General features: G+C 55.8%; 22 protein-coding genes. 12 read left to right on the plus strand and 10 right to left on the minus strand.

All coding sequences use genetic code 11. From position 1 onward, the window contains the following. Nucleotides 1–97: 97 nt before the first annotated feature. Together WFM46_RS05340 and WFM46_RS05345 are read left to right on the plus strand one after the other, a co-directional pair. A complete protein-coding gene (locus WFM46_RS05340; protein ID WP_103177760.1) occupies nt 98–916 on the plus strand; it encodes an AraC family transcriptional regulator in 819 nt (272 codons plus the stop codon). A gap of 125 nt (nt 917–1,041) precedes the next feature. Then, complete coding sequence (locus WFM46_RS05345) at nt 1,042–1,512, plus strand: 4Fe-4S dicluster domain-containing protein (RefSeq protein ID WP_103824345.1); 471 nt, start codon at nt 1,042–1,044, stop codon at nt 1,510–1,512. Nucleotides 1,513–1,516: 4 nt separating this feature from the next. On the opposite strand, the gene avtA is transcribed toward WFM46_RS05345, so the two are convergent. Beyond that, on the minus strand, nt 1,517–2,773 hold the full coding sequence (avtA, locus tag WFM46_RS05350; RefSeq protein ID WP_103177762.1) for a valine--pyruvate transaminase: 1,257 nt from the start codon (nt 2,771–2,773) through the stop codon (nt 1,517–1,519). 172 nt (nt 2,774–2,945) lie between these two features. After that, on the minus strand, nt 2,946–4,976 hold the full coding sequence (locus WFM46_RS05355) for an alpha-amylase (RefSeq protein ID WP_336997211.1): 2,031 nt from the start codon (nt 4,974–4,976) through the stop codon (nt 2,946–2,948). Between the two features lie 313 nt (nt 4,977–5,289). Between WFM46_RS05355 and WFM46_RS05360 the strand changes: the two genes are divergently transcribed. Then, nucleotides 5,290–6,117 (plus strand): protein bax, encoded by an 828-nt coding sequence (locus WFM46_RS05360; RefSeq protein WP_103177764.1) that lies wholly within the window; start codon nt 5,290–5,292, stop codon nt 6,115–6,117. Between the two features lie 39 nt (nt 6,118–6,156). On the opposite strand, the gene xylR is transcribed toward WFM46_RS05360, so the two are convergent. The 4 genes from xylR to xylF all read right to left on the minus strand — a co-directional run bounded on the left by xylR (nt 6,157) and on the right by xylF (nt 11,142). Next, nucleotides 6,157–7,335: a D-xylose utilization transcriptional activator XylR gene (gene xylR, locus WFM46_RS05365; RefSeq protein WP_103177765.1), complete on the minus strand. Its 1,179-nt coding sequence runs from the start codon at nt 7,333–7,335 to the stop codon at nt 6,157–6,159. 42 nt (nt 7,336–7,377) lie between these two features. Beyond that, entirely contained in the window at nt 7,378–8,559 is a 1,182-nt protein-coding gene (gene xylH, locus WFM46_RS05370; protein ID WP_103177766.1) for a xylose ABC transporter permease XylH, read from the minus strand. Next, a complete protein-coding gene (locus WFM46_RS05375) occupies nt 8,537–10,078 on the minus strand; it encodes a xylose ABC transporter ATP-binding protein (protein WP_336997212.1) in 1,542 nt (513 codons plus the stop codon). The genes xylH and WFM46_RS05375 overlap by 23 nt, the downstream gene beginning before the upstream one ends. A 71-nt stretch (nt 10,079–10,149) precedes the next feature. After that, nucleotides 10,150–11,142 (minus strand): D-xylose ABC transporter substrate-binding protein, encoded by a 993-nt coding sequence (gene xylF, locus WFM46_RS05380; RefSeq protein ID WP_103177768.1) that lies wholly within the window; start codon nt 11,140–11,142, stop codon nt 10,150–10,152. A gap of 370 nt (nt 11,143–11,512) precedes the next feature. Here xylF and xylA point away from each other — a divergent pair, with 370 nt between their 5' ends. The 3 genes from xylA (at nt 11,513) to yiaA (ending at nt 15,016) form a co-directional block, all read left to right on the plus strand. Beyond that, nucleotides 11,513–12,835, plus strand: a complete 1,323-nt coding sequence (gene xylA, locus WFM46_RS05385; RefSeq protein ID WP_114316199.1) for a xylose isomerase — start codon at nt 11,513–11,515, stop codon at nt 12,833–12,835. 101 nt (nt 12,836–12,936) lie between these two features. Next, a complete protein-coding gene (gene xylB / locus WFM46_RS05390) occupies nt 12,937–14,391 on the plus strand; it encodes a xylulokinase (RefSeq protein ID WP_180209481.1) in 1,455 nt (484 codons plus the stop codon). 190 nt (nt 14,392–14,581) lie between these two features. Next, nucleotides 14,582–15,016 carry an inner membrane protein YiaA gene (gene yiaA / locus WFM46_RS05395; RefSeq protein WP_180209482.1) on the plus strand — a complete coding sequence of 145 codons (435 nt, stop codon included), beginning with the start codon at nt 14,582–14,584 and terminating at the stop codon, nt 15,014–15,016. A gap of 81 nt (nt 15,017–15,097) precedes the next feature. Here yiaA and WFM46_RS05400 read toward each other — a convergent pair whose 3' ends face one another. Beyond that, complete coding sequence (locus WFM46_RS05400) at nt 15,098–16,093, minus strand: acyltransferase (RefSeq protein WP_263950078.1); 996 nt, start codon at nt 16,091–16,093, stop codon at nt 15,098–15,100. Between the two features lie 183 nt (nt 16,094–16,276). Between WFM46_RS05400 and WFM46_RS05405 the strand changes: the two genes are divergently transcribed. The 4 genes from WFM46_RS05405 to WFM46_RS05420 all read left to right on the plus strand — a co-directional run bounded on the left by WFM46_RS05405 (nt 16,277) and on the right by WFM46_RS05420 (nt 21,588). Then, entirely contained in the window at nt 16,277–16,579 is a 303-nt protein-coding gene (locus tag WFM46_RS05405; RefSeq protein WP_103177773.1) for a YsaB family lipoprotein, read from the plus strand. 159 nt (nt 16,580–16,738) lie between these two features. After that, nucleotides 16,739–17,650 (plus strand): glycine--tRNA ligase subunit alpha, encoded by a 912-nt coding sequence (gene glyQ, locus WFM46_RS05410; RefSeq protein ID WP_003860141.1) that lies wholly within the window; start codon nt 16,739–16,741, stop codon nt 17,648–17,650. A gap of 9 nt (nt 17,651–17,659) precedes the next feature. Then, the gene (gene glyS / locus WFM46_RS05415; protein WP_103177775.1) at nt 17,660–19,729 is read left to right on the plus strand and encodes a glycine--tRNA ligase subunit beta; all 2,070 of its coding nucleotides are present in this window, start codon (nt 17,660–17,662) and stop codon (nt 19,727–19,729) included. A gap of 239 nt (nt 19,730–19,968) precedes the next feature. Then, entirely contained in the window at nt 19,969–21,588 is a 1,620-nt protein-coding gene (locus WFM46_RS05420; protein WP_336997213.1) for an ABC-F family ATP-binding cassette domain-containing protein, read from the plus strand. A gap of 41 nt (nt 21,589–21,629) precedes the next feature. Here the strand turns inward: WFM46_RS05420 and WFM46_RS05425 are convergent, their stop codons facing one another. Next, nucleotides 21,630–21,920 (minus strand): HTH-type transcriptional regulator, encoded by a 291-nt coding sequence (locus tag WFM46_RS05425; protein ID WP_103177777.1) that lies wholly within the window; start codon nt 21,918–21,920, stop codon nt 21,630–21,632. 332 nt (nt 21,921–22,252) lie between these two features. Here WFM46_RS05425 and WFM46_RS05430 point away from each other — a divergent pair, with 332 nt between their 5' ends. Next, nucleotides 22,253–22,963 carry a DUF3053 domain-containing protein gene (locus WFM46_RS05430; protein ID WP_103177778.1) on the plus strand — a complete coding sequence of 237 codons (711 nt, stop codon included), beginning with the start codon at nt 22,253–22,255 and terminating at the stop codon, nt 22,961–22,963. Between the two features lie 348 nt (nt 22,964–23,311). Beyond that, entirely contained in the window at nt 23,312–23,524 is a 213-nt protein-coding gene (gene cspE, locus WFM46_RS05435) for a transcription antiterminator/RNA stability regulator CspE (protein ID WP_032615822.1), read from the plus strand. 54 nt (nt 23,525–23,578) lie between these two features. Here the strand turns inward: cspE and ghrB are convergent, their stop codons facing one another. Further along, entirely contained in the window at nt 23,579–24,553 is a 975-nt protein-coding gene (gene ghrB, locus WFM46_RS05440; protein ID WP_103177779.1) for a glyoxylate/hydroxypyruvate reductase GhrB, read from the minus strand. A gap of 27 nt (nt 24,554–24,580) precedes the next feature. After that, complete coding sequence (locus tag WFM46_RS05445; protein ID WP_336997214.1) at nt 24,581–25,861, minus strand: MFS transporter; 1,281 nt, start codon at nt 25,859–25,861, stop codon at nt 24,581–24,583. Nucleotides 25,862–25,874: the final 13 nt, after the last annotated feature.

A 25,874-nucleotide genomic window follows, 5' to 3' on the forward strand; every position in this document is an offset into this window, starting at 1 on the left:
AAAATGTGATTTTGATCGGGACGAATGGCAAATAGCTGTTAATAATCAGGGATAAAGAGAGAAAATTGGCTCATAAATAGCGAGGAATTGAATAACCATGCTCGAATTATCCATAGCGCTTCCGATCAGGGTGCAGAATGGCGGCTATTTTATCTCCCGGGGCGTCGGGCGACATCCGGCGCGCAGGCTCGACTCCTGGGAGGTCATCTTTGTGGAAAAGGGGACATTAACGATCCAGGAGGATACGACGCTGTTTGAGGTCCATGCTGGAGAAAGTCTGCTCCTGTGGCCCCACCGCCGACACAAGGGGATTGAAGATTTTCCTGCCGATTTACGCTTTTACTGGCTGCATTTTGAAGTTCACGAGCAGGCCGCGCCGTCATCCCTGAGTACGCTGCTGTCGGTGCAGCAGCACGGCAAAACCGGCGATCCGCAGGCGATGATTGCCCTGTTCCGGCAATTTCTGACCGAACAGGAGAAGCTCCAGCGCAGCCCGGCGCTGGAATTTATTCTGCTGCTGATCCTGCAACAGCTCTCAGTCATGCCCGGGCAGGAGCTCGCCCCGGACGAAGCGGGCGTCAGCCTGGCGTGGAAGGCGCGGCAGCTGATCAGCACGCAGTTTCACCGGCCGCTCTCCACGTCGCAGCTTGCCCGGGAGCTGCACTGCAACGCCGATTATCTGGGGCGGGTGTTTCGTCGGGTCTTTCATCTGACGCTCACCGAGGCTATCCACCGTCAGCGCGTCAGGGCCGCGGAGAAGTTACTGCTTAATGATGCCGTGTCGCTCAAGGAGGTGGCGGTGCGCTGCGGGTTTAACGACACCGGATATTTCCGGCAAATTTTTCGTAAGCATACCGGGTTAACGCCCGGCGTCTGGAAGCGCCGCTACTGCAAGGAGCACATCAATTCCGCCTGAGCGCTGTGGCAAATGGCCAGTATTCGCGGCAGGACGCACAAAAGTGACTTTTTGCCCCGTCTGATCAAAGCGCGTGCCCTGAACACTCTGGCAACCTGACTTTTTCAACAAGGATGGAGCAGGCGATGAACCCGTTTATTGTTGCGGACCCGGCGAAATGTATTGGCTGTCGCACCTGCGAAGTGGCCTGCGTGGTATCGCACCAGGAGAACCAGAATTGTGCCGCTGTGACGGCAAAGACCTTTACCTCCCGCATCCGGGTGGTGAAAGGCGGAACGTTCACTACGGCGGTCACCTGCCACCAGTGTGAAGATGCCCCCTGCGCCAACGTCTGCCCGACGCAGGCGATCCAGCGTGAGCAGGGGGTATGGCGGGTAGAGCAACAGCGCTGTATCGGCTGTAAAAGCTGCATGATTGCCTGCCCGTTCGGGGCGATGCAGGTGACGGGAGAGGCAGAAGCGGTGCAGGCGCTGAAGTGCGACCGTTGCGCGCACCGCGAAGGTGGACCTGCCTGCGTGGAGGCCTGTCCAACCCGCGCGTTAAGTTGTGTCGATCCTGCCAGATTACGTGCCGAACGGCTGCGTTATCTGGCATAAATCCTTACTGACCGTTTTCCCGCCAAGCGAGGTCGATCTCCTCGGCGAGGATCTTCACGCCCGCTTCGATTTTTTCCGGGTCCGGGACATAGTTCATGCGCATGCACTGGTGGGTGTGCGGCCACGGCTTGTCCAGCCCCGGGAAGAAATAATCCCCCGGCACCATCAATACTCCGCGCTTTTTCAGGCGCTGATAGAGCAGCTCGGTGGTGATCGGTAGATCCTTAAACCACAGCCAGAGGAAAATTGCCCCTTCGGGTTTGTGGATCAGACAGCGCTCTTCCGGGAGATAACGGCGGATAGTCGCAATGGTCTCCTGGACGCGCTGATAGTAGAAGGGCTTAATCACCTCGTTGGACAGGCGCAGCAGATCGTTGCGCTTAATCATCTCGCACATCATTGCCGGGCCGATCCCGCCAGGGGAGAGGCTGATGATGCCGTTCATGTTGGTGATGGCGGTGATGATTTTCTCATTGGCGATGATAATCCCGCAGCGGCTACCCGGCAGACCCAGCTTGGAGAGGCTCATGCACAGGACAATGTTCGGGTTCCACAGCGGGCGCGCTTCGCTGAAGATAATGCCCGGGAAGGGCACCCCATAGGCGTTATCAATCACCAGCGGAATGTCATGCTGGTTCGCCAGCGCATCCAGCTTAATCAGCTCTTCATCGGTGATGACGTTGCCGGTCGGGTTGGTGGGGCGCGAGACGCAGATCATCCCGGTCTCTTCGCCAATATGCAGATGCTCAAAATCGACGTGATACTTGAACTGGCCTTCCGGCAACAGCTCGATGTTCGGGCGCGCGGCGACGAAAAGATCGTCCTCAAGGCCGGAGTCGGCATAACCGATGTACTCCGGCGTCAGCGGGAAGAGCACCTTTTTGGTGGTGCCGTCGGCACGTCGTCCCGCGAAGAGGTTAAATAAGTAGAAAAACGCGCTCTGGCTGCCGTTTGTCAGAGCAATGTTCTGTGGATCAATCTCCCAGCCGAGGGTGTCGCGCAGCATCTCAGCGAGGGCAGCAAGCAGCTCGGTTTTGCCCTGTGGGCCGTCGTAATTGCACAGCGCATCTCTGGCTTTGCCATTTTCCAGCATGTCCGCGAGGAGCGTCTGAAAATAGGCGTTCATCTCAGGGATTTGTGCCGGGTTACCGCCGCCGAGCATGATGGCGCCCGGTGTGCGCAGCCCGTCGTTGAGATCCTCCATCAGGCGGGTAATGCCTGAATGGCGGGTGAATTTGTCGCCGAAAAGTGAAAAAGTCATAGCAGGTGATCTGTCGAGCGTGTTCTAAGTGTGGCTCACCATAACGCTACAACTGCGCAGGTGCAAATCAGCGTCGAAACGAAGATGTGTGACTTTATGTTGTTAGTTTGCCATCAGGTAGCAATTTATCCTGCACCCCTCTCCCGTAAGAGAGGGATTTTGCCCCAGCCGATCAGCGATTACCCGCCCACACCACCATCACCTTGTCGCCCTGATGCTCGCGGACAAAGCCGTAGCCCTGAGGCATCGTCAGCGTGGTTTGTCTGCCTTCACCGATGGCCGGATGGCGGGCGCGGAACTGCCCGAGCCGCTGCCAGTGGGCGACGGTTGCAGCCTGCGAGCCGTTGATATCCTGCCAGTTCATGTCCGAGCGCGTGCCCTGTAAGGGATCGGAGCCCGTCGGGCCGAACGGTCTTGCAGATTCATCGCCATAAAAGATCTGTACGCTGCCCGGCGCCAGCAACAGCAGCTCTGCCGCACGCTGGTCACCCTCGCGGAGCAGACGGGTATCGTGAGAGGAGAGATAGCTCAGGACGTTAAAGCTCTGCAGCTTTTCCGCCATCTGCTGCCAGGTCAGGTCAATGTCGGCCAGACAATCTACCGCTTTGGCCGCCTGCTCCTGGTAATCAAAATTGATCATCGCATCGAAGCCGTGACGGTAGTAATCGCTCTGCATTACCCCGTGCCCCCAGGATTCACCGGTCATCCAGAACGGGGCATCGTCGAGTTTTTTCTCCGGGTTGGCCGCTTTCCATGCTTTAAGGGCATCGCTGGCCTGGTCTTTCAGCTGCTGCCAGCCCGCCAGCTCAACATGCTTGGCGGTATCAACGCGGAAACCGTCGATGCCGTATTCACGCACCCACTGACTCAGCCAGTGGGTGAGGTAATCCCGGGGCGTGTAACCGTCAATGGCCTTCGCCCGGGTGTCGGGCTTGTGGCGATAAAAATTCGGTAAGCCTGATGGGGTGGTCGATTCCGTTTTCAGGTCTGGCAGGAAGGCCAGCGACATGGTCAGATCGTCGAAGCCGGGATTGTCATAATCACCGATATCGGTGCGTACCCACTTCTTGCCCCACCAGTTTTCCCAGCCCGCTTTATCGCTGAAGTTGATGTAGTCATTAAAGCTGTGCCAGCTCTGGCCGGCCCCCGGTTTCCAGTCGGTCCAGCGTTCGCCCAGGGTTTTCTTCAGCTCTTCGCCCTGCAGATAGAGCGACCCGAACTGGTACGCCTGCATGTCCGCCAGCGTCGCGTAACCGGTGTGATTCATCACCACGTCAAACAGGATGCGGATCCCCCGGCGGTGAGCTTCATCCACCAGCTGACGTAAATCATCCTCCGTACCCATGTTGGCATCGAGCCGGGTCCAGTCCTGGGTGTAATAGCCGTGATAGGCGTAATGCGGGAAATCGCCTTTCGTTCCGCCCCCGACCCAGCCGTGGATCTGTTCCAGCGGGGAGCTGATCCACAGGGCGTTAACGCCAAGCTGCTGCAGATAATCCAGCTTGCTGGTGAGCCCTTTCAGGTCGCCGCCGTGGAAGGTGCCGATCTCCTGCATACCATCTTTATGGCGCCCATAGCTGTTGTCATTGGCCGGATCGCCATTTTCAAACCGGTCGGTCAGGACAAAATAGACAGTGGCGTTTTGCCAGCTGAACGGGGCGGGCTTGTCCGTTTCTGCCCGCTCCAGTAACAGCAGGCCGTTGCTCCCCGGTGCGGGTTGCAGGGTAATTTTACCCTGCTGCACCGTCGCGGTCTGTTTGCTGTAAAAATCACGCACCACGCTTCCTTCCGGGAAGGTATTGCTGACATCGAGCGTCAACGGTTTGCCGTCCCATTTGGGGCACTGGCGCACTACCGATGCCACCGCCTGTTCGCTGGCGCTGGCAACGGTCAACATCAGCGTTGGCGTGCCGGAGCGGGTATCAATTCGTGCCTGATAATCCCCGTCGCGGAAGATGCGCCACTGCGCCGGATCGCCCTCGCACGGCTTCAGTGACATCATCTCGTTGAGTTTTATGGCGTTAGTGGGTTGCCAGCACGCCTTGTCAAAACTCAACGTCAGCGGGCGGGTACCCTTCGTCAGCTTTGCCTGTGCCGTGAAGACCCCCGATCCTTCAGCGGTAAAGGCTGGAAAGCCGGGGGCAGACCAGTCGGCGCTGGCCAGTGCAGGCAAGAACAGAAGAGCGAGAGCAGAACGTTTCATACCATTTTCCTGTCACAGCATTTTGCTCAGTTTGCCATCTATTCTAGTGGGCAAACTCATCCCCTGGCGCTATCGCGCAGGGAGGAGCAACGAGGGTGAGTGATCTCACGCTAAGTACGCTATTTAACTGCGATATTGAGCACGTTTTCGCGAGAATGATGCTGAAACGCGCAGATTCCAGGTGACAGGGTTTCGGATTTGGACTATTTCTAATGGTGCTCTTCTCGTCTATTTTTGCTAGGATTTGAGATTCGCCTCTCAATTTTCGAAAAAAATAAGGTGTTGGAATGTTTCTATCCGACCAGGAGACCTAATGATATCGACTCCCATTCGACGATATGGGGCTGCGATACTCATGTTACTCACCACGGCATTTTCTGGTGGGGTGCTTGCAAAGACGCACACGGATACAACGAGTAAGAAAGCCCACGTCATAAAGACGACAGCAAGTAGTAAGGTTAGCAGTAAACAAGAGTATTCTCGCAATAGTGCAAAGAGTAGTTCACTTCCTGATTTGCGAAAATACCCTTCCGGAACACCAAGGAAAAAAGCGTTTCTCCGGACGGTAATGCCTTACATTACAAGTCAAAATGCCGCGATTACGGCGGATCGTAACTGGCTTATTTCCAAGCAGTACGACAGCCGCTGGTCGCCGTCCGAGCGTGCGCGCCTGAAAGAGATAGCCAAAAACTATAAAGTGAGCTGGAACGGGAACACACGTCGTGTACCGTGGAACACCTTGCTTGAGCGTGTGGATATCATCCCAGGCAGCATGGTCGCAACGATGGCAGCAGCCGAAAGTGGCTGGGGTACCTCTAAGCTGGCCCGTAGTAATAACAACCTGTTTGGCATGAAATGTGCGAAAGGTCGTTGTAACAATGCGCCCGGCAAAGTGAAAGGTTACTCGCAGTTTGAATCGGTAAAAGATTCCGTGAATGCGTATGTTGTGAACCTGAACACGCATCCGGCCTATAAATCCTTCCGTAAGTCGCGTGCGCAGCTGCGTAAAGCAGATCAGGAAGTGACGGCGAGCACGATGATCCACAAGCTGAAAGGTTACTCAACCCAGGGCCAACGCTATAACAACTATCTGTTTGCGATGTACCAGGATAACCAGCGCTTAATTGCCGCTCATATGTAATCTTAAAAAAAGGCCTTCCATCCGGAAGGCCTTTTTTATTTATATCAGTACTTCACTGTAGCGATCGCGATACTCTTTCGGCGTGGTGTCATACTCTTTTTTAAAGACCGAATAGAAATACTGCAACGACGGATAACCGCACATCTGCGAAATCTCGTTAATGGAGAGCGAGGTCGAAATCAGCAGGCTGCGGGCTTTCTCCAGTTTCTCTGCATGGATAACCGCATGGATCGTCTCGCCCACCTCTTCTTTAAAGCGCTTCTCCAGATTTGAACGCGAAATCCCTACCGCATCCAGCACCTGATCCACTTTGATGCCTTTGCAGGCGTGGTTACGAATGTAGTGCATGGCCTGAATGACGGCCGGGTCGTTCAGCGAGCGGTAATCCGTTGAGCGTCGCTCCACCACACGAACCGGTGGCACCAGCAGACGTTGCAGAGGAAGATTTTCGTTATCCAGCAGCCGGTGCAGCAGCTTGGCCGCCTGATAGCCCATCTGACGTGTTCCCTGCGCCACGGACGACAGCGCCACGCGTGACAGGTAGCGGGTGAGCTCTTCATTATCGATCCCGATGACGCACAGCTTTTCCGGCACCGGAATATGCAGATGTTCGCACACCTGCAGCACGTGCCGGGCGCGGGCATCGGTCACGGCGATAATGCCGGTCTGCGGCGGCAGGGTTTGCAGCCAGTCGGCAAGACGGTTCTGCGCGTGCTGCCAGTTTTCCGGGGCCGTTTCCAGCCCCTGATAAACCACGCCGCGATACTTCTCCTTTGCGACCAGCTGACAGAAAGCGTATTCCCGTTCCGCCGCCCAGCGTTTTCCGCTGGAGGTGGGCAGGCCATAAAAGGCGAAGCGGTGAACCCCTTTTTCTTTGAGATGTAGAAACGCGCTCTCTACCAGGGCGTGGTTGTCGGTGGCGATATAGTGAACGGCAGGGTAGTGTTCCGGCTGGTGGTAAGAGCCGCCGACGCCGACGATGGGGACGTCGACATCGACCAGCAGTTGCTGGATAACGGCGTCGTCAAAATCCGCGATGACGCCGTCGCCCAGCCAGTCTTTGATATTTTCGATTCGCGTGCGGAAATCTTCTTCGATGAAAATATCCCACTCGGATTGCGACGCCTGCAAATATTCCCCAACGCCCTCGACGACCTGACGGTCATAAGCTTTGTTGGCATTGAATAACAACGTAATGCGGTGACGCTTCTCAAACATGGCGCTATTTTTCCAGTATCAGTGACAGATGAAAAGGCATCCTCAGGCGCGCCGTTTGGTAGCGGAATCCATCCATACCGCCAGCAATAAAATGGCACCCTTAACGATATACTGCCAGAATGTCGGGACGTCCATCATACTCATTCCGTTATCCAGCGACGCCATAATAAATGCCCCCATAACTGCCCCTGCGACGCTACCGACACCTCCGGCAAGGCTGGTTCCGCCGATGACACAGGCGGCGATGGCATCGAGTTCGGCAATATTCCCGGCAGACGGCGAGCCCGCACCCAGACGCGAGCTTAAGATCAGGCCCGCTACGGCAACCATCAGGCCATTAATGGCAAAGACGGCAAGTTTGGTGCGTTCAACATTAATACCTGACAGACGTGCGGCTTCAAGGTTGCCGCCGATGGCATAAATACGCCGGCCAAAGGCGGTGCGGGTCGCCATAAACATGCCTGCCAGTAATAACAGAACCAGTATCAGCACCGGCGTTGGCACGCCACGATAGTCGTTCAGCAGCCAGATTGCCCCCAGCACGATCACCGCCGTCAGCGCCTGACGCCCAACGACAGAGGTGGAAGGCGTTGTGGCTAACCCTAACGCCTGCCGGCGCATTCTGCCGCGCCATTGCCAGGCGACAAACGCCATCAGGCCAATCGCGCCGAGGGTAAAACCCACTCCGCCGGAGAGATAGCTCTGCCCAATCTGCGACATGGAGGCGCTGGTGGGGGAGACGGTGGTGCCGTTGGTGATACCAATCAGAATGCCGCGGAAGGCCAGCATTCCCGCCAGCGTGACGATAAACGACGGTACTTTGCGGTAGGCCACCCACCAGCCGTTCCAGGTGCCGAGCAGTAGACCGAGTAACAAGGTGACGACCACGGTGAGCGGCAGCGGCCAGCCCAGCCAGACGTCGAAAATCGCCGCCACGCCCCCCAGCAGGCCCATCATTGAGCCCACGGAGAGGTCGATTTCCGCGGAGATAATCACAAACACCATCCCCACCGCCAGAATGCCGGTAATGGCGGTCTGGCGCAGCAGGTTGGAGACGTTACGCGCGCTGAGATAGGAGCCGTCGGTCATCCAGGTGAAGAACAGCATGATCGCCACGATAGCGGCAATCATGACAAACACCTGCAGATTGAGCGCTTTTAGCCCGGAAAACAGACCCGGTGCGGGTGCCGTGACTTTTAACTCAGAGGGGTTGCTTTTCGACATGGCGTTCGCTCCTTAGTGCGGCTTCCATCACCTGTTCCTGCGTCAGGTTCTGGTTTATCAGGTTGGCTTTCAGTTTTCCTTCGTGCATCACCAGTACCCGGTCACTCAGACCCAGCACTTCCGGAAGCTCCGAGGAGATCACAATCACGGCGATACCCTGCTGGACCAGCTGGTTGATCAGCTTGTAGATTTCGTATTTCGCACCGATATCAATCCCGCGGGTCGGTTCATCGAGGATCAGAATGCGCGGGTTGAGCAACAGGCAGCGGGCGAGGATCGCCTTCTGCTGATTGCCCCCGCTCAGGCGGCCAATCGCCAGCTCCGGGGAGGAAGTTTTGACTTTCAGCTGCTGTAAAGAGTGAAGAATGCAGTGCTGTTCCGCGGCATCATCCAGACTGCTCAGCGTGCCGCTGAACTGATCTAATGCGGCAAGGGTGATGTTTTTGCCCACCGCCATCACCGGTACGATGCCATCTTTTTTGCGATCTTCCGGCACCATCGCGATACCCTGGGCGATGGCCTGCTGACAGTTTTTGATCTCTACCTGCTGCCCATCAATAAAGATGCTGCCCTCCCAGCGGCCAGGCCAGACGCCGAACAGACACTGCACAGCCTCGGTGCGCCCGGCGCCAACCAGCCCGGCCACCCCCAGGATCTCACCGCGATGCAGCGAGAAAGAGATATCATTGACCCGTTTAATATGGCGATTCACCGGATGCCAGGCGGTAAGATGCTCCACGCGCAGCACCTCTTCCCCCAGGGTGTGGGGTTCGTTCGGGTAGAGCGCGGTCAGCTCACGGCCCACCATCATGGTAATAATGTCGTCCTCGCTCATCCCCTGCGCTTCCCGGGTGCCGATATGCTGCCCGTCGCGAATTACGCATACCGTGTCCGAAATCGCTTTCACTTCGTTGAGCTTGTGGGAGATATAAATGCAGGCAATCCCGTGGTTTTGCAGGTCACGAATGATGTCCAGCAATACCGCGGTTTCCTGTTCCGTCAGCGATGCTGTTGGTTCATCGAGGATCAGCAGACGCACCTGTTTGTTCAGGGCCTTGGCGATCTCCACGAGTTGCTGCTGTCCCAGACCTAAATCGCCCACCCGGGTGTCGGGGGAGATCGTCAGACTGACCTGCGCCAGCAGCTTCTCGCAGCGCAAGGTCATGGTGTCGTAATCCAGGACGCCGTGGCGGGTTACCTCGGCACCGAGGAAGATATTTTCCAGCACGGTCAGATGCTTCACCAGCGCCAGCTCCTGGTGAATGATGGCGATCCCTTTGCGCTCGGTGTCGCGGATATGCGTGGCCTGCAGCGTTTCGCCGGAAAAGACAATTTCACCCTCGTAGCTGCCGTGAGGATAGATGCCACACAAAACCTTCATTAAGGTGGATTTGCCCGAGCCATTTTCGCCGCATAACGACATGATCTCGCCGGGGTTTAAGCGCAGGCTGACGTTGTCGACGGCCTTCACCGCGCCAAACGCTTTGGTGATACTTTTCATTTCAAGTAAATAAGACATAACTGCTCCACATGACCCGAAGGAAAACAGTACAAGTCGATGTGCCCCCGCAAGCCGGGGGCGATGATGGATTACAGTTCGCTCTTTTTATGGAAACCGTCTTTCACAACGGTGGCGTCAATGTTCTCTTTATTGACTTCGATAGGGGTAAGCAGTCGGGAAGGCACATCTTTCAGGCCGTTGTTTAAGCTGGCGTCCGCTTTAGGCTGTTGGCCATTGCCAAGCTCAACGGCAATTTCTGCGGCGGTAGTGGCAAGCTCGGTGATCGGCTTATATACCGTCATGGTCTGGGTACCTGCCACAATACGTTTCACCCCGGCGAGGTCCGCATCCTGCCCGGAGATCGCCACTTTTCCGGCCAGCCCCTGGGCGCTGAGTGCCTGAATAGCGCCGCCTGCGGTCGCATCGTTAGAGGCCACTACGGCATCGATTTTGTTATTATTGGCGGTGAGGGCGTTTTCCATAATTTTTAACGCGTTTTCAGGTAACCAGCCGTCCGCCCACTGATCGCCAACGATCTTGATTTTGCCTTCATCAATATAGGGCTTCAGCACCTTCATCTGTCCGGCGCGGAAGAGTTTGGCGTTGTTGTCCACCGGGGAGCCGCCCATCAGGAAGTAATTGCCCTGTGGAACTTTGGCAACCAGGCTTTGCGCCTGTAATTCGCCGACCTTTTCATTGTCGAAGGAAATATAATAATCAATGTCCGCATTATTAATCATGCGGTCGTAGGCCAGCACTTTAATCCCTTCGCGCTTGGCTTCTTTTACCACGTTACTTAAAACCTGACCGTTATAAGGAATAATAACCAGCACATCGACGCCGCGGTTTATCATATTTTCGATTTGCGACATTTGCGTTTCTTCATTGCCATTGGCAGACTGGACGAAAACTTTCGCACCTAATGCTTCTGCCTTATTGACAAAAATATCGCGATCTTTTTGCCAGCGTTCCAGACGGAGGTCATCTATCGCCATGCCGATTTTAACTTCTTTTGCATGACTCGCCGTACTCGCCAGCAGCAGCGATGCACAAAGAGTGAGGCACAGGTTCTTTATCTTCATAATTGTATTGCCTTTTGTAGGGTTAGGTTGCTGAGATAAAAGAAACAATCATTGCAAGAGACGTAGCAAATTCTTAACGGGGAATGGCAGGCTGGCAATTACAGATTTTTATCTTCTCGTTATGATATTTGGTTTATTTTCGAAATTATGACCGCGATCGAATTTTAAATTACATAAGCTCTTAATTACACGTGATTATGGAATTTGTGCAGTGAAATTTGTTTGTCTGCAAATTGATTTTGCGAGCCAGCGCACGTTTGTGCATTCTCTCAATAGCAGTGTGAAATAACGTAATTGAGCAACCTGCGATCCCTATTCAGTATTACTCCAGTATCAACTCTTTGCTGTATCCCTGATTATGGAGCTCACTATGCAAGCTTATTTCGATCAACTCGATCGCGTTCGTTATGAAGGTCCGAAATCCTCAAATCCTTTAGCGTTTCGTCATTACAACCCGGACGAGCTGGTGCTGGGTAAGCGCATGGAAGATCACCTGCGTTTCGCTGCCTGCTACTGGCACACCTTCTGCTGGAACGGTGCCGATATGTTTGGCGTGGGCTCATTCGATCGTCCGTGGCAGCAGCCAGGTGAAGCGCTGGAGCTGGCAAAACGCAAAGCGGATGTCGCCTTTGAGTTCTTCCACAAGCTGAATGTCCCTTATTACTGCTTCCACGATGTGGACGTTTCACCGGAAGGCGCTTCGCTGAAAGAGTATCTGAATAACTTTGCGCAGATGGTCGATGTGCTGGCCGAAAAACAGCAGCAGAGCGGCGTGAAGCTGCTGTGGGGCACTGCCAACTGCTTTACCCATCCACGCTATGGCGCAGGCGCTGCCACCAACCCGGACCCGGAAGTCTTCAGCTGGGCGGCCACGCAGGTGGTGACGGCGATGAATGCCACCCATAAGCTGGGCGGGGAAAACTATGTGCTGTGGGGCGGACGTGAAGGCTACGAAACGCTGCTCAATACTGACTTACGTCAGGAGCGCGAGCAAATTGGCCGCTTCATGCAGATGGTTGTCGAGCATAAACACAAAATCGGCTTCCAGGGTACGCTGCTGATTGAGCCAAAACCGCAGGAGCCGACCAAGCACCAGTATGACTACGACGTGGCGACGGTGTATGGCTTCCTGAAGCAGTTCGGGCTGGAAAAAGAGATCAAGGTGAATATCGAAGCCAACCACGCGACGCTGGCGGGTCACTCGTTCCATCACGAGATCGCCTCCGCTATCGCGCTGGGCATTTTCGGCTCCGTAGATGCCAACCGCGGCGATCCGCAGCTCGGCTGGGATACCGACCAGTTCCCGGTCAGCGTGGAAGAAAACGCGCTGGTGATGTACGAAATTATCAAAGCGGGTGGCTTCACCACCGGCGGCCTGAACTTTGACGCCAAAGTGCGCCGTCAGAGCACCGATAAATACGATCTCTTCTATGGTCATATCGGGGCGATGGATACCATGGCGCTGTCGTTGAAAGTGGCTGCCCGCATGATTGAAGATGGCGAGCTGGATAAGCGCGTGGCGAAACGCTACGGCGGCTGGAACAGTGAGCTGGGTCAGCAAATTTTGAAAGGCCAGTTATCACTGACCGAACTGGCGAAGTACGCTGAACAGCATAACCTTGCGCCGCAGCACCAGAGCGGTCATCAGGAACTGCTGGAAAATCTGGTGAATCATTATCTGTTTGATAAGTAACCGGGTATTGCCGGGCAGCGCGACGCTTGTCCGGCTTACGGTTAGCCCAGGCCCGGAACCGCTGCAAGCGTCCGGGCATTTCTGTTAAAGGAGTCACCGCAATGTATATCGGGATCGATCTTGGCACATCGGGTGTGAAAGCCATTCTGTTAAATGAACAGGGCGACGTGCTGGCAACGCAAACAGAAAAACTGCACGTTTCACGGCCACACCCGCTCTGGTCTGAACAGGATCCTGAAGCCTGGTGGCTGGCCACGGATCGCGCCCTGAAAGCGCTTGGCGAGCAACACTCTCTGCGCGAGGTAAAAGCGCTGGGCATTGCCGGACAGATGCATGGCGCCACGCTGCTGGATAAGGACAACCGCGTTTTGCGCCCGGCGATTTTATGGAACGATGGTCGCTGCGGTGAAGAGTGCGCCCTGCTGGAAGAGCGCGTCCCGGCCTCACGGGAGATCACCGGCAACCTGATGATGCCGGGCTTTACCGCCCCGAAACTGCTGTGGGTGCAGCGCCATGAACCCGAAATTTTTAGCCAGGTAGCGAAGATACTGCTGCCGAAAGATTATCTGCGGTTGCGCATGACCGGAGAGTACGCCAGCGATATGTCCGATGCCGCTGGCACCATGTGGCTCGACGTGGCAAAGCGTGACTGGAGCGAGACGATGCTCGAAGCCTGCCATCTCACCCGCGACCATATGCCAGCGCTGTTTGAAGGCTGTGAGCAGACGGGCACGTTGCTGCCGTCGGTGGCGCAGCAGTGGAATATGCCGGCCGTTCCGGTCGTGGCGGGGGGCGGGGATAACGCCGCCGGCGCGGTTGGCGTGGGCATGGCCGATGCCGGGCAGGCGATGCTGTCGCTGGGCACCTCCGGCGTTTACTTCGCCGTGAGCGACGGCTACCGCAGTAACCCTGACAGCGCGGTGCACAGTTTCTGCCATGCGCTGCCGGGCAAATGGCATCTGATGTCGGTGATGCTCAGTGCGGCGTCATGCCTGGACTGGGCGGCGAAACTGACCGGATTAGAGAGCGTGCCGGCCCTGCTCGATGCCGCGCAGCAGGCGGATGAAAACGCCGATACCGTCTGGTTCCTGCCCTATCTGTCCGGCGAGCGCACGCCGCATAACAACCCCCAGGCGAAAGGGGTGTTCTTTGGCTTAACCCATCAACACGGCCCGGCTGAGCTGGCGCGAGCGGTGCTGGAAGGGGTGGGCTATGCGCTGGCCGATGGGATGGATGTGGTGCATGAGTGCGGGTTACAACCATCCAGCATTACGCTGATTGGCGGGGGAGCGCGTAGCCCTTACTGGCGCCAGATGCTGGCGGATATCAGCGGACAACAGCTCGATTACCGTACCGGCGGGGATGTCGGGCCTGCGCTGGGTGCGGCGCGACTGGCGCAAATTGCAATGAATCCGGGCAAGCCGCTGGCGTCGCTGTTGCCACAGCTGGCGCTTGAACAGCAGCACACCCCGGACCCCGATCGTCATGCCCGCTATGCCGGGCGTCGCGACGTGTTCCGCAAAATCTATCAGCAGCTTCTGCCACTGATGTCGTGATACAGCGCCGGGTGGCGGCTTCGCCTAACCCGGCCTATCCATCTCTATATTTTAAATAATTGATTCTAAATAATTATTTATTTGTATGGTTTTTTTCCGAATTCATACTTCTCCGTGCCCTTCATTGCAGTGGATCGCAAGACTTCATCCATAATGCCTTGTTCAGTTCCCTGGTGAGGTTTACGTGAAAATGGAAAGAGACGTGACAAATAGCTCCCCTGCTTTTAATGCCGTATCCTGGCTTGCGCTTCTTGGTGGGATCATTAGCTATCTGGTTGGTTTATGGAATGCGGATATGCAGCTCAATGAGAAAGGGTATTACTTTGCGGTCATTATCCTTGGCTTGTTTTCTGCAGCCTCTTATCAGAAAACCGTTCGTGACAAATATGAAGGGATCCCGACGACGTCGCTCTACTATATGACGTGCCTTACGGCATTCATTATCGCCGTCGCGCTTTTAGTGGTGGGTTTGTGGAATGCCACTCTGTTGCTAAGCGAGAAGGGCTTTTATGGTCTTGCGTTCTTCTTAAGCTTATTTGGTGCGGTGGCCGTGCAAAAAAACGTGCGGGACAGTGCGGTGCAGACTTCGTCTGATACGATCGCAGAACAGAAAGAGATCGCCTGATACAGCGCCCGGTGGCGCTTCGTTTGCACAGCCTTGTAGGCCCGTGCAAGCGAAGCGCCGCCGGGCAAACAAGCCGCACACTCAGCTCACAAACCTGCGCGTATCAATGCGCTGTAGCAGCATCGACAGCAACAGGCTGACCGCCACCGTTATGGAGAAGATCCAGACGATATCCAGAAGCGGCCAGCTTTTTAACTCCACGCCACGGGTGCGCAGAGCGTGGATCACCAGCGCGTGAAAACCGTAGATCCCAAGCGAGTTCCGTGAAATTAACCCCAGCAGCGGCAGGGGGCGCGCATTGAGCGTGTTTTTCACCAGGGTAAATAACGAAACCGCGCAGATAAAGACCATCGGGCCGCAGTAGAGATACCAGGTATCGGCGAAGGTGCCACGCCACTGCAGTTCATGCAGCGTACCGCGGGAGATTATCGCCACCGCGGCAATAAACAGGGCGGCGCACAGGGCATTCAGCCAGCGTTTGCGGGTATCCATCATACCCAGGGCGCGGCCCAGCATGCCGTACAGCACGTAATAGAAGGTGTCGCCGTTGATATAGAGATTGATGGGCAGCCATTCAAACCCGCCCATTTTTTGCGAGACCGTATTGGGGTTCGCCACGATGCCAATCACGACCATCAGCGCCAGCAGCATTTTGCCGCTCGTGCTTTTCACCTGCACCAGCGGGGAGAGCAGATAAATCACGATAATGGCAAAGAAAAACCACAGGTGATAGAAGACCGGCTTTTGCAGCAGGTATTTCAGCGACAGCTCGCTGTTGATCGAGGTAAAGAGCACGATATAGAGGAACGCCACGGTGCTGTAAAACAGCAGGCACAGACCGATGCGTAAAAAGTGGCGCGGTTGCGCGCTGCGTTCGCCAAAAAAGAGATAGCCGGAGATCATAAAAAAGAGCGGCACGCTCACCCGCGAGGCGGAGTTGAGCACGTTGGCGATATCCCAGTTTATAAGACTGACGGCGGGGGCGTTGGTGATATACCAGGTGGTGGTATGGATCATCACCACCATCAAACAGGCGATTCCCCGCAAATTATCAATCCAGTTAATTTTTTCCTGCATCCATCCCTCTGTTTACACATTAAAAAGAGTCTGACTGTGATATTGATTCAGACGCTCGTTGGAAAATTCTGAGTTTGCATCGTCCTGCTTGTGCCGGGGCGGTGAGATTCGCAGAATGCCGGGCCATAATCTATAAAGTTTAGAGTTTAAAAATAACAGCCACAGCAGAGGGCGGTAATATAAATGATGATGCGTGCGATATGGCTTTTGCTACCCGCGCTACTGGCCAGCTGCGCGGCTCAGGAGACCACCCCGGCGCAAAAAGCGCAAACCCAAAAAGTCAGCCCGGAGCGTTCCCTGGATATGGAACAGCTGTGTAAGGATCGGGCGGCCCAGCGCTACAATACCGGCGCGCAAAAAATCGACGTCACCGCCTTTGAGCAGTTTCAGGGCAGCTATGAGATGCAGGGCTTCACTGCCCGCAATGAGAGTTTCATCTGTTCTTTTGACGCAGATGGCCATTTTTTACACCTTTCGATGCGTTGAGATAGTCGCTTAATGTGCTGGCTGCGTCTGCAGGGCGCTGTCAGCTATGCTTATTTCCCAATTTTCCCTAAACAACCCCGTTTCGTACTGTATATCTTGCACTCAGCGGGTATACTGAACCCTTCCATTTAAAACCACACGTATCCAGCACGAAATACTATGCAAAAGTTTGATACTAAGACCTTCCAGGGCCTGATCCTGACCTTACAGGATTACTGGGCTCGCCAGGGCTGCACCATTGTTCAACCTTTGGACATGGAAGTGGGCGCCGGCACTTCACACCCGATGACCAGCCTGCGTGCACTGGGGCCAGAGCCGATGGCTACCGCCTATGTACAGCCATCCCGCCGCCCGACCGATGGTCGCTACGGTGAAAACCCGAACCGTTTACAGCATTACTATCAGTTCCAGGTGGTGATTAAGCCATCGCCAGACAACATTCAGGAACTGTATCTCGGGTCGCTGAAAGAGCTGGGTATGGATCCGACCATTCATGACATTCGTTTCGTGGAAGATAACTGGGAAAACCCGACGCTGGGTGCCTGGGGTCTGGGTTGGGAAGTGTGGCTGAACGGAATGGAAGTGACGCAGTTCACCTACTTCCAGCAGGTTGGCGGTCTGGAATGTAAACCGATTACGGGTGAAATCACCTACGGTCTGGAACGTCTGGCCATGTATATTCAGGGCGTAGACAGCGTTTACGACCTGGTCTGGAGCGACGGCCCGCTGGGTAAAACCACCTACGGCGACGTGTTCCATCAGAACGAAGTGGAACAATCCACCTATAACTTTGAATACGCGGACGTGGACTTCCTGTTCACCTGCTTCGAGCAGTATGAGAAAGAAGCCCAGCAGCTGCTGGCGCTGGAGACTCCGCTGCCGCTGCCTGCCTACGAGCGTATTCTGAAGGCCGCCCACAGCTTCAACCTGCTCGACGCCCGTAAAGCGATCTCCGTGACTGAACGTCAGCGCTACATTCTGCGTATTCGTACCCTGACCAAAGCCGTTGCAGAAGCTTACTATGCGTCCCGTGAAGCCCTTGGCTTCCCGATGTGCAACCGAAACAAATAAGAGGCGGCCATGTCTGAGAAAACTTTCCTGGTGGAAATCGGCACCGAAGAGCTGCCACCAAAAGCCCTGCGCAGCCTGGCTGAATCTTTCGCTGCGAACGTGACTGCTGAGCTGGATAACGCTGGCCTGGCACACGGTAAAATTGAGTGGTTTGCTGCCCCGCGTCGTCTGGCGCTGAAAGTGGCAAACCTGGCGGCGTCTCAGCCCGATCGCGAAGTTGAAAAGCGCGGCCCGGCGATTGCCCAGGCGTTCGACGCTGAAGGTAAACCAAGCAAAGCGGCAGAAGGCTGGGCGCGTGGTTGCGGGATTACCGTTGACCAGGCCGAGCGTCTGACCACCGACAAAGGCGAATGGCTGCTCTATCGCGCCCATGTGAAAGGCGAGAGCGCAGAAGCGCTGCTGCCGAACATGATTGCCACCTCGCTGGCGAAGCTGCCGATTCCCAAACTGATGCGCTGGGGCGCAAGCGACGTGCACTTCGTGCGTCCGGTTCACACCGTGACTCTGCTGCTGGGCGATACCGTTATTCCTGCCACCATTCTGGGCGTCGCGTCCGATCGCGTGATCCGCGGCCACCGCTTTATGGGCGAGCCAGAGTTCACCATCGACAACGCCGATCAGTATCCGGAAATCCTGCTGGAACGCGGTAAAGTCATTGCTGACTACGAACAGCGTAAAGCCAAAATTAAAGCCGATGCGGAAGAAGCGGCCCGCCAGATTGGCGGTAAAGCCGATCTGAGCGACAGCCTGCTGGAAGAAGTGACCTCCCTGGTGGAATGGCCGGTTGTGCTGACCGCGAAGTTCGAAGAGAAGTTCCTCGCGGTTCCGGCGGAAGCGCTGGTTCACACCATGAAAGGTGACCAGAAGTACTTCCCGGTCTATGCCAACGACGGCAAGCTGCTGCCGAACTTCATCTTCGTGGCGAACATCGAATCGAAAGATCCGGTGCAGATCATCTCCGGTAACGAGAAAGTGGTTCGTCCACGTCTGGCGGATGCGGAGTTCTTCTTCAATACCGACCGTAAAAAGCGTCTGGAAGATCACCTCCCACGCCTGCAAACCGTGTTGTTCCAGCAGCAGCTGGGTACCCTGCGCGACAAGACCGACCGTATTGCAGAGCTGGCTGGCTGGATCGCCCGTGAAATCGGTGCCGACGTTAACCACGCTACCCGCGCCGGTCTGCTCTCCAAGTGCGACCTGATGACCAACATGGTGTTTGAATTTACTGACACCCAGGGCGTGATGGGCATGCACTACGCGCGTCACGATGGCGAAGCGGAAGATGTGGCCGTGGCCCTGAACGAGCAGTATCAGCCGCGCTTTGCCGGTGACGATCTGCCGTCCAACCCGGTTGCCTGTGCCGTGGCGATCGCCGACAAGATGGACACCCTGGCGGGTATCTTCGGTATCGGGCAGCATCCGAAAGGGGATAAAGACCCATTTGCGCTGCGTCGTGCTGCGCTGGGCGTGCTGCGTATCATCGTTGAGAAGAACCTGAACCTCGATCTGCAGACCCTGACGGAAGAAGCGGTGCGTCTGTACGGCGACAAGCTGACCAACACCAACGTAGTGGATGAGGTGATCGACTTTATGCTGGGTCGCTTCCGCGCCTGGTATCAGGACGAAGGCTATAGCGTGGACACCATTCAGGCGGTGCTGGCGCGTCGTCCGACCCGTCCGGCCGATTTCGATGCCCGTATGAAGGCGGTCTCCCACTTCCGTACCCTGGAAGCGGCATCTGCCCTGGCGGCGGCCAACAAGCGTGTCTCCAACATCCTGGCGAAGTCCGATGAAAAGCTGAACGAGCGAGTGAACGCCGCGACGCTGAAAGAGCCGGAAGAGATCGCTCTGGCGATGCAGGTTGTGGTGCTGCGCGACAAGCTGGAGCCAGTCTTCGCAGAAGGTCGCTACCAGGAAGCGCTGGTGGAACTGGCCGAACTGCGTGATGTTATCGACGCCTTCTTCGAGAAAGTGATGGTCAACGTAGAGGATAAAGATCTGCGTATTAACCGTCTCTCTATGCTCGAAAAACTGCGCGAGCTGTTCCTGCGCGTGGCGGATATCTCGCTGCTGCAGTAACGGGCTTTTGCCCGGCGGCGCTACGCTTGCTAAAAAACCCGCTTCGGCGGGTTTTTTTATGGCGTGCCGTTGAAAATTTAACCTTGAAACCCTGAATAAAAACCCGCTATCCTGTCCCCGGTTACTTTTTTCCCTCTGGAGCGCCCCCCAAAAATGAACAAACACGACTGATGAATTTCGATCCTTGCTAAACGCCACCGCGTCGGCAGGGGATGTTTTGATTTCATTCAGGAGTGCTTATGGCTCATTTTGCGCAACCCCCTTCTTTTATTTTGCATCAGGTCACCTGCCAGTTTCCGACAGGCGATACCCTTTTTGGTCCGCTGAATCTCTCGCTGGAGCCGTCACTGTGCGCGCTGGTTGGCCGTAACGGCAGCGGCAAGACCCGTCTTCTGCGCCTGCTGGCCGGGCTGGACGTGCCTGCCAGCGGCCATATCGAACGTTTCGGCACGCACCGCTATGTGGCGCAACAGCACAATATTTCCCCCTACACCACGCTGGCTCAGCTGCTTGGCTATGAAGACCTTTTCGCGGCCCGCAGGCGTATCGACAGTGGTGATTATCTGCCTGAGGATCTGGAGCGTCTCGACGGTTACTGGGATTTAACGGAACGACTGAGCGAGGCGTTTATCGGCGCGGGGCTTGCACCGTTTGATCCCGACAGGCTGGCCGCTGAACTGAGCGGCGGCGAGCGGGTTCGCGCTCTGCTGTGCGGCGCGTTTACGGCGAATGCGGACTCTCTGCTACTGGACGAACCCACCAACCACCTCGACAGGCAGGGGCGGGCGTGGTTTTACGAGCAACTTGCCCGGCATGCCGGTTGCGTGCTGGTCGCTTCACACGATCGTGAGCTGCTGGCACAGGTGCCGCGCATACTGGAACTCAGCGCGTCGGGGTTACACAGCTACGGTGGCAATTACGCGGACTATCAGCGCCAGCGGAATGCGGAGCAGCAGGCCGCCCGCGCGGCACTTGAGCATGCAACCACCGAGCGCAAACGCACCCGCGCCCGTCTGCAAAAGGAGCATGATGACAGCCTGCGCCGGTCGGCGAAAACCCTGCGCACGGTGGATAGTCTTAATATCGCCTCGTTTGAGCGCGTTAAGTATAAAGGGGCAGCAAAGGAGCGTCCGGGCGCGTGGCGCAAACAGCATCATGAGCAACAGGATGCGATGAACGCGGCGGTCACTCAGGCGCGGGAGCGGGTGGAAGAGGAAAACCCGGTGATGTTTACCCTGCCAGGCAGCCAGATTGCGGAGGGGAAACAGGTACTGGTGCTGGAGGATCTGGTGCTGCCGCACATCACGATGGCGCCGCTTAACTGGCGCATGGATGGGCCGATGCGGGTGGCGTTGCGGGGGCCGAATGGCTGCGGGAAATCCACCTTGCTGAAAGCCATCCTCGGCCAGTGCCAGCCTGTTTCGGGACATTGCCGGACGTCGGTCACGGTGGCATATCTCGACCAGCACTTATCGCAGCTGGATCTGACGCAATCCGTTATCTCCCACCTCAATTTGCATAACACGCCGCTGGAGGAGGGGATACTCCGCAGCCGTCTGGCCCAGCTGCAGCTGGGCGCCGATCGGGTGACGCTCCCGCTTTCAGCGCTCAGCGGCGGCGAACGCTTAAAAGCGGCGCTGGCCTGCGTGCTGTGGCGGGAAGAGGCGACGCAGCTCTTGCTGCTCGATGAACCGACTAACCATCTGGATCTGGCCTCGACACGTGCTATCGAGGCGGCGCTGGCAGGCTTTACAGGCGCACTGCTGGTAGTATCGCATGACGACGTTTTTCTGGATGGGCTGAAGCTGACCCATGAACTGGCGTGGCTGAACGGAGAGTGGCGTGGTAAAAGGCGGTGATAGAAACAGAAACCCCCGCAAATGCGGGGGCTAAAATATAACTATTCAGTCAACTGCTTGCGGAGTGCCGGGTTAGCCTGAATCAGGCTCATCAGCTTCAGCTCGGTCATGGAGGGCTTCACTCTTTTTGATTCCCACTCTTGAACCATCGCTACGCTGACACCCATTGCTCGTGCGAAATCATCGGTTTTCATCCCTGTCCCTTTGCGTAAGCGCTCAAATTCCGTAAAGGGGTTGGACTTTTGCGAACGGGTAACCGTCTGCGGTGCATCCTTAAAAACAATCTGTTCCAGACTGCTTAGCAGATCAAACATAGGATCTTTTAATTCCATTGAGAACTCCTCATAAATCACACTGCGGGATCGTGAACATTAGAGAGCAATTTAAGAATAGTCGCTAAAACTGAGAACAGATCGTAACGTGCGTGATTAATTGTTAGAGATACGTTTCGCTGGCTCGCTTTGCGAACCGACTGAGTATGCTAATGACTTGATTATTCTGTAGCGCCATAGCATCAGGTATTTTTTTGTAAATGGTAAGAATTTATATGGCAATAGTCGTTTTACATGAAAAGGGTATCTTGCGGGCCTGACCTGGACTATTCTGTCACCGTTGGGCACGCGTGTGCCGGTGTGCGCTTTTTTGGGTGAAAGGAGTAATAACAATGGCGACAGGAAAGCCCTGCTCTCGCTGGTTTGCGCCGCTTGCGGCGTTGTTAATGATAGTTAGCCTGAGTGGGTGTTTCGATAAGGAAGGGGATCAGCGCAAAGCGTTTATCGACTTCCTGCAAAATACTGCGATGCGTAGTGGCGAGCGTTTGCCAACGCTGACTGCGGATCAGAAAAAACAGTTTGGTCCCTTCGTTTCTGACTATGCCATTTTGTATGGTTATTCACAGCAGGTGAACCAGGCGATGGACGCCGGACTGCGTCCGGTGGTGGATAGCGTGAATGCAATTCGCGTACCCCAGGATTACGTGACCCAGCGCGAACCGCTGAGCCAGTCAAACGGCGCACTGGGTGTGCTGGGCCAGCAGCTGCAGAACGCCAAAATGCAGGCCGATGGCGCGCGCTCTGCGCTGAAGCAGGGCGAAGATCTCAAGCCTGTGTTCGACAAAGTGTATGAAAAAGTGGTGACCAAACCTGCCGAAGCTCTGCAGCCGCTTATTCCAGCAGCCCAGATCTTTACACAGCAGCTGGTGCAGGTAGCAGATTATATTTCCCAGCAGGGCACCCAGGTGAGCTTTGTCTCCAACGGCATTCAGTTCCCGACCTCGCAGCAGGCCAGCCAGTACAATGCGCTGATTGGGCCGCTGGCCGCGCAGCATCAGGCGTTCAGCCAGGCGTGGAGCGCGGCGATGGCCGCAACGGAATAACGTCTGAAAACGTACTCGCATTTTGCCGGGCCATGCTGCGTTTAGCTGGCCTACAAATCTGTAGGCCCGTGCAAGCGAAGCGCCGCCGGGCACATTCCAGAATAAAAAACCCCGCTGCAAAGCGGGGTTTTTTATCTTCTCTGAAAATAAAGCTTGTCTTTGATCCGCGAACTATGTCTTAATACACCTCGTCGGTTTGTTACACAGACCTAGAGCAGTTTAGTTAAGCAGTCCAGATGCGTTATCTTAGATACCCTTCGTAGTGACCCTTCCTTCATCGCTTAAAAATCTGTAACACATTCCATCATCGCGCCGGAAGGCAAAACAAATTTTTAAAAGGTAATATCTATGTCTGGTAAAATGACTGGTCTGGTAAAATGGTTCAACGCTGATAAAGGTTTCGGCTTCATCACTCCTGACGATGGCTCTAAAGACGTGTTCGTACACTTCTCTGCTATCCAGAACGATGGCTACAAATCTCTGGACGAAGGTCAGAAAGTTTCCTTCACCATCGAAAGCGGCGCTAAAGGCCCAGCAGCTGGTAACGTTGTAAGCCTGTAAGCTTCCAACTCAGCGAAAGGATTTAAAAACCCGCCTCTGGCGGGTTTTTTTCGTTTAAGGCTTAACTTGCGGATTGACGCAGTTTTTATCCACCTTGCCCTGCAGGGCGTCGATCAGGTTTTCCACCGCACAGGCCGCCATGTTATAGCGCGTTTCGTGGGTGGCGGAGCCAATATGCGGCAGCGCGACCACGTTTGGCATTTTCAGCAGTTCTGAGCTGACCGGTAGCGGCTCCTGCTCAAATACGTCCAGCCCCGCGGCGTGGATCTCACCGTTTTTCAACGCTGCAATCAGCGCCTGTTCATCCACCACCGGTCCGCGTCCTGCATTAATAAAGATGGCGGATTTCTTCATCTTCTCAAACTGCGCTTTGCCGAACATATGGTGAGTTTCATCGGTCAGCGGCAGGATCAGGCAGACGAAGTCCGCTTCCTGCAACAGGGTATCCAGGTCACAGGGGCGGGCGTTAAAGCGTTCTTCAGCCTCTTTATGCTGGCGGCGCGCGTTATACAGAATCGGCATGTTGAAACCGAAGTGGGCGCGCTGGGCCAGCGCCATGCCGATGCGGCCCATCCCGACAATGCCCAGCGTTTTGCCATGCACATCGACACCAAACCAGTCCGGACCGATGCTTTTGGTCCACTCGCCGGCTTTAACGCGCTCGGCCACTTCCACCACGCGACGCGCGCTGCTGAGCACCAGCGCCATCAGCGTATCCGCCACGGTTTCGGTGAGTACGGTTGGCGTGTGCATCAGCAGGATGTTGCGGGCATTCAGCGCATCGACGTCAAAGTTGTCATAGCCTACCGAGATGGTCGAGGTTGCACGCAGCGCAGGCATTTTTTCCAGCAGCGCGGCATCCACCTTTTCGCTGGAGCCCAGCAGCCCGACGGCACCCGCGAACGCCTCAGCATGCTGCTGTACCGTCTCCGGGCTCAGGTTGTTAACCCGGGTAACGGTGAAATGCTCTTCAAGGCGCTGCTGCAGGGCATCAGGCAGGGCTTTATACAAAATGATGGACGGCTTCATGCTAATCTCCGTTGATTTTAAAAGGATTCAGGCGTGGCGTGCGCCGACGGGAATATTTTGATTATTAGCAGGCTTAACAATTAAAGTAAGCCACACCGAGGCAAAAAGCGCCACCCCCATAAAGATGTACGAGGCTGACGGGCCGCCGGTCACACCGTTCAGATAGCCCACGAACCATGAACCAAAGAACGAGCCCAGCGCACCCATGCTGTTGATAAGCGCCATCGCGCCGCCCGCCACGTTACGCGGCAGCATTTCCGGGATGATGGCAAAGAATGGACCATACGGGGCATACATCGCCGCACCGGCGATCACCAGCAAGGTGTAAGAGATCCAGAAATGGTTAGCGCCCACTGCCCACGAGCCGATAAAGGCACAGGCGGCAATCAACAGCAGCGGCCAGACGAACAGCTTGCGGTTTTGCAGTTTGTCCGACGCCCAGGAGACCACAATCATGGCGATGGTTGCTGCCAGATAAGGTACGGAGGAGAGCCAGCCCACTTCAACCATGCCGAGGTTATCGCCCGCGCTGCGGATGATAGACGGCAGCCACAGAACAAAACCGTAAACGCCGATACTCCAGGTGAAATATTGCATGCACAGCAGTACCACGTTGCGGGAGCGGAAGGCTTCGCCGTAGTTACGCACCGCTTTCAGTCCCTGCTGCTCTTTATCCAGCTGCGCCTGCAGGGCCGCTTTTTCATCTTCAGAGAGCCATTTGGCCTGGGCCGGTTTGTCTTTCACCAGCACCCACCAGCAGAAGGCCCAGATAATGGCCGGCACACCTTCAATAATGAACATCTCACGCCAGCCGAAGGACTGGATCAGATATCCGGAGACCACCGACATCCACAGTACCGTGACCGGGTTGCCGAGAATAAGGAAGGTATTGGCGCGTGAGCGTTCGGATTTGGTAAACCAGTTGCTGATGTAGATCAGCATCGCGGGCATGACCGCCGCCTCCACTACGCCAAGAATAAAACGAATGGCCGCCAGCGCCGGGATGTTATTCACCACCCCGGTGAGGGAGGCGCAGGCACCCCAGAGGATCAGGCAGATGAAGATCAATTTGCGGACGCTGCGGCGTTCGGCATAGATGGCGCCAGGGATCTGGAAAAAGAAGTAACCGAGGAAGAAGAGGGCGCCCAGCAGCGAGGAGACGCCTTTGGTGATCCCCAGGTCTTCCGTAATGCCTGCGGCAGACGCGAAGCTAAAGTTCGCACGATCAAGGTACGCCAGGCTGTACGTGATAAACACGACAGGCATGATGTACCACCAGCGTTTTACTGCGTTTGTTGCATTGTTCATAGGCTTGCCTCTG

It is taken from the genome of Leclercia sp. M50, from assembly GCF_037150775.1.
Lineage (GTDB): Bacteria > Pseudomonadota > Gammaproteobacteria > Enterobacterales > Enterobacteriaceae > Enterobacter.

Bases quoted from the DNA above. Each gene is read 5' to 3' on its own strand.
- avtA (WP_103177762.1), bottom strand. From the start codon at position 2,773: ATGACTTTTTCACTTTTCGGCGACAAATTCACCCGCCATTCAGGCATT.
- WFM46_RS05405 (WP_103177773.1), top strand. From the start codon at position 16,277: ATGATGATGCGTGCGATATGGCTTTTGCTACCCGCGCTACTGGCCAGC.
- xylB (WP_180209481.1), top strand. From the start codon at position 12,937: ATGTATATCGGGATCGATCTTGGCACATCGGGTGTGAAAGCCATTCTG.
- WFM46_RS05425 (WP_103177777.1), bottom strand. From the start codon at position 21,920: ATGGAATTAAAAGATCCTATGTTTGATCTGCTAAGCAGTCTGGAACAG.
- glyQ (WP_003860141.1), top strand. From the start codon at position 16,739: ATGCAAAAGTTTGATACTAAGACCTTCCAGGGCCTGATCCTGACCTTA.
- WFM46_RS05445 (WP_336997214.1), bottom strand. From the start codon at position 25,861: ATGAACAATGCAACAAACGCAGTAAAACGCTGGTGGTACATCATGCCT.
- WFM46_RS05375 (WP_336997212.1), bottom strand. From the start codon at position 10,078: ATGTCTTATTTACTTGAAATGAAAAGTATCACCAAAGCGTTTGGCGCG.
- yiaA (WP_180209482.1), top strand. From the start codon at position 14,582: ATGGAAAGAGACGTGACAAATAGCTCCCCTGCTTTTAATGCCGTATCC.
- WFM46_RS05340 (WP_103177760.1), top strand. From the start codon at position 98: ATGCTCGAATTATCCATAGCGCTTCCGATCAGGGTGCAGAATGGCGGC.
- ghrB (WP_103177779.1), bottom strand. From the start codon at position 24,553: ATGAAGCCGTCCATCATTTTGTATAAAGCCCTGCCTGATGCCCTGCAG.
- WFM46_RS05400 (WP_263950078.1), bottom strand. From the start codon at position 16,093: ATGCAGGAAAAAATTAACTGGATTGATAATTTGCGGGGAATCGCCTGT.
- WFM46_RS05355 (WP_336997211.1), bottom strand. From the start codon at position 4,976: ATGAAACGTTCTGCTCTCGCTCTTCTGTTCTTGCCTGCACTGGCCAGC.
- xylH (WP_103177766.1), bottom strand. From the start codon at position 8,559: ATGTCGAAAAGCAACCCCTCTGAGTTAAAAGTCACGGCACCCGCACCG.
- WFM46_RS05345 (WP_103824345.1), top strand. From the start codon at position 1,042: ATGAACCCGTTTATTGTTGCGGACCCGGCGAAATGTATTGGCTGTCGC.
- WFM46_RS05360 (WP_103177764.1), top strand. From the start codon at position 5,290: ATGATATCGACTCCCATTCGACGATATGGGGCTGCGATACTCATGTTA.
- xylA (WP_114316199.1), top strand. From the start codon at position 11,513: ATGCAAGCTTATTTCGATCAACTCGATCGCGTTCGTTATGAAGGTCCG.
- WFM46_RS05430 (WP_103177778.1), top strand. From the start codon at position 22,253: ATGGCGACAGGAAAGCCCTGCTCTCGCTGGTTTGCGCCGCTTGCGGCG.
- xylF (WP_103177768.1), bottom strand. From the start codon at position 11,142: ATGAAGATAAAGAACCTGTGCCTCACTCTTTGTGCATCGCTGCTGCTG.
- glyS (WP_103177775.1), top strand. From the start codon at position 17,660: ATGTCTGAGAAAACTTTCCTGGTGGAAATCGGCACCGAAGAGCTGCCA.
- WFM46_RS05420 (WP_336997213.1), top strand. From the start codon at position 19,969: ATGGCTCATTTTGCGCAACCCCCTTCTTTTATTTTGCATCAGGTCACC.
- xylR (WP_103177765.1), bottom strand. From the start codon at position 7,335: ATGTTTGAGAAGCGTCACCGCATTACGTTGTTATTCAATGCCAACAAA.
- cspE (WP_032615822.1), top strand. From the start codon at position 23,312: ATGTCTGGTAAAATGACTGGTCTGGTAAAATGGTTCAACGCTGATAAA.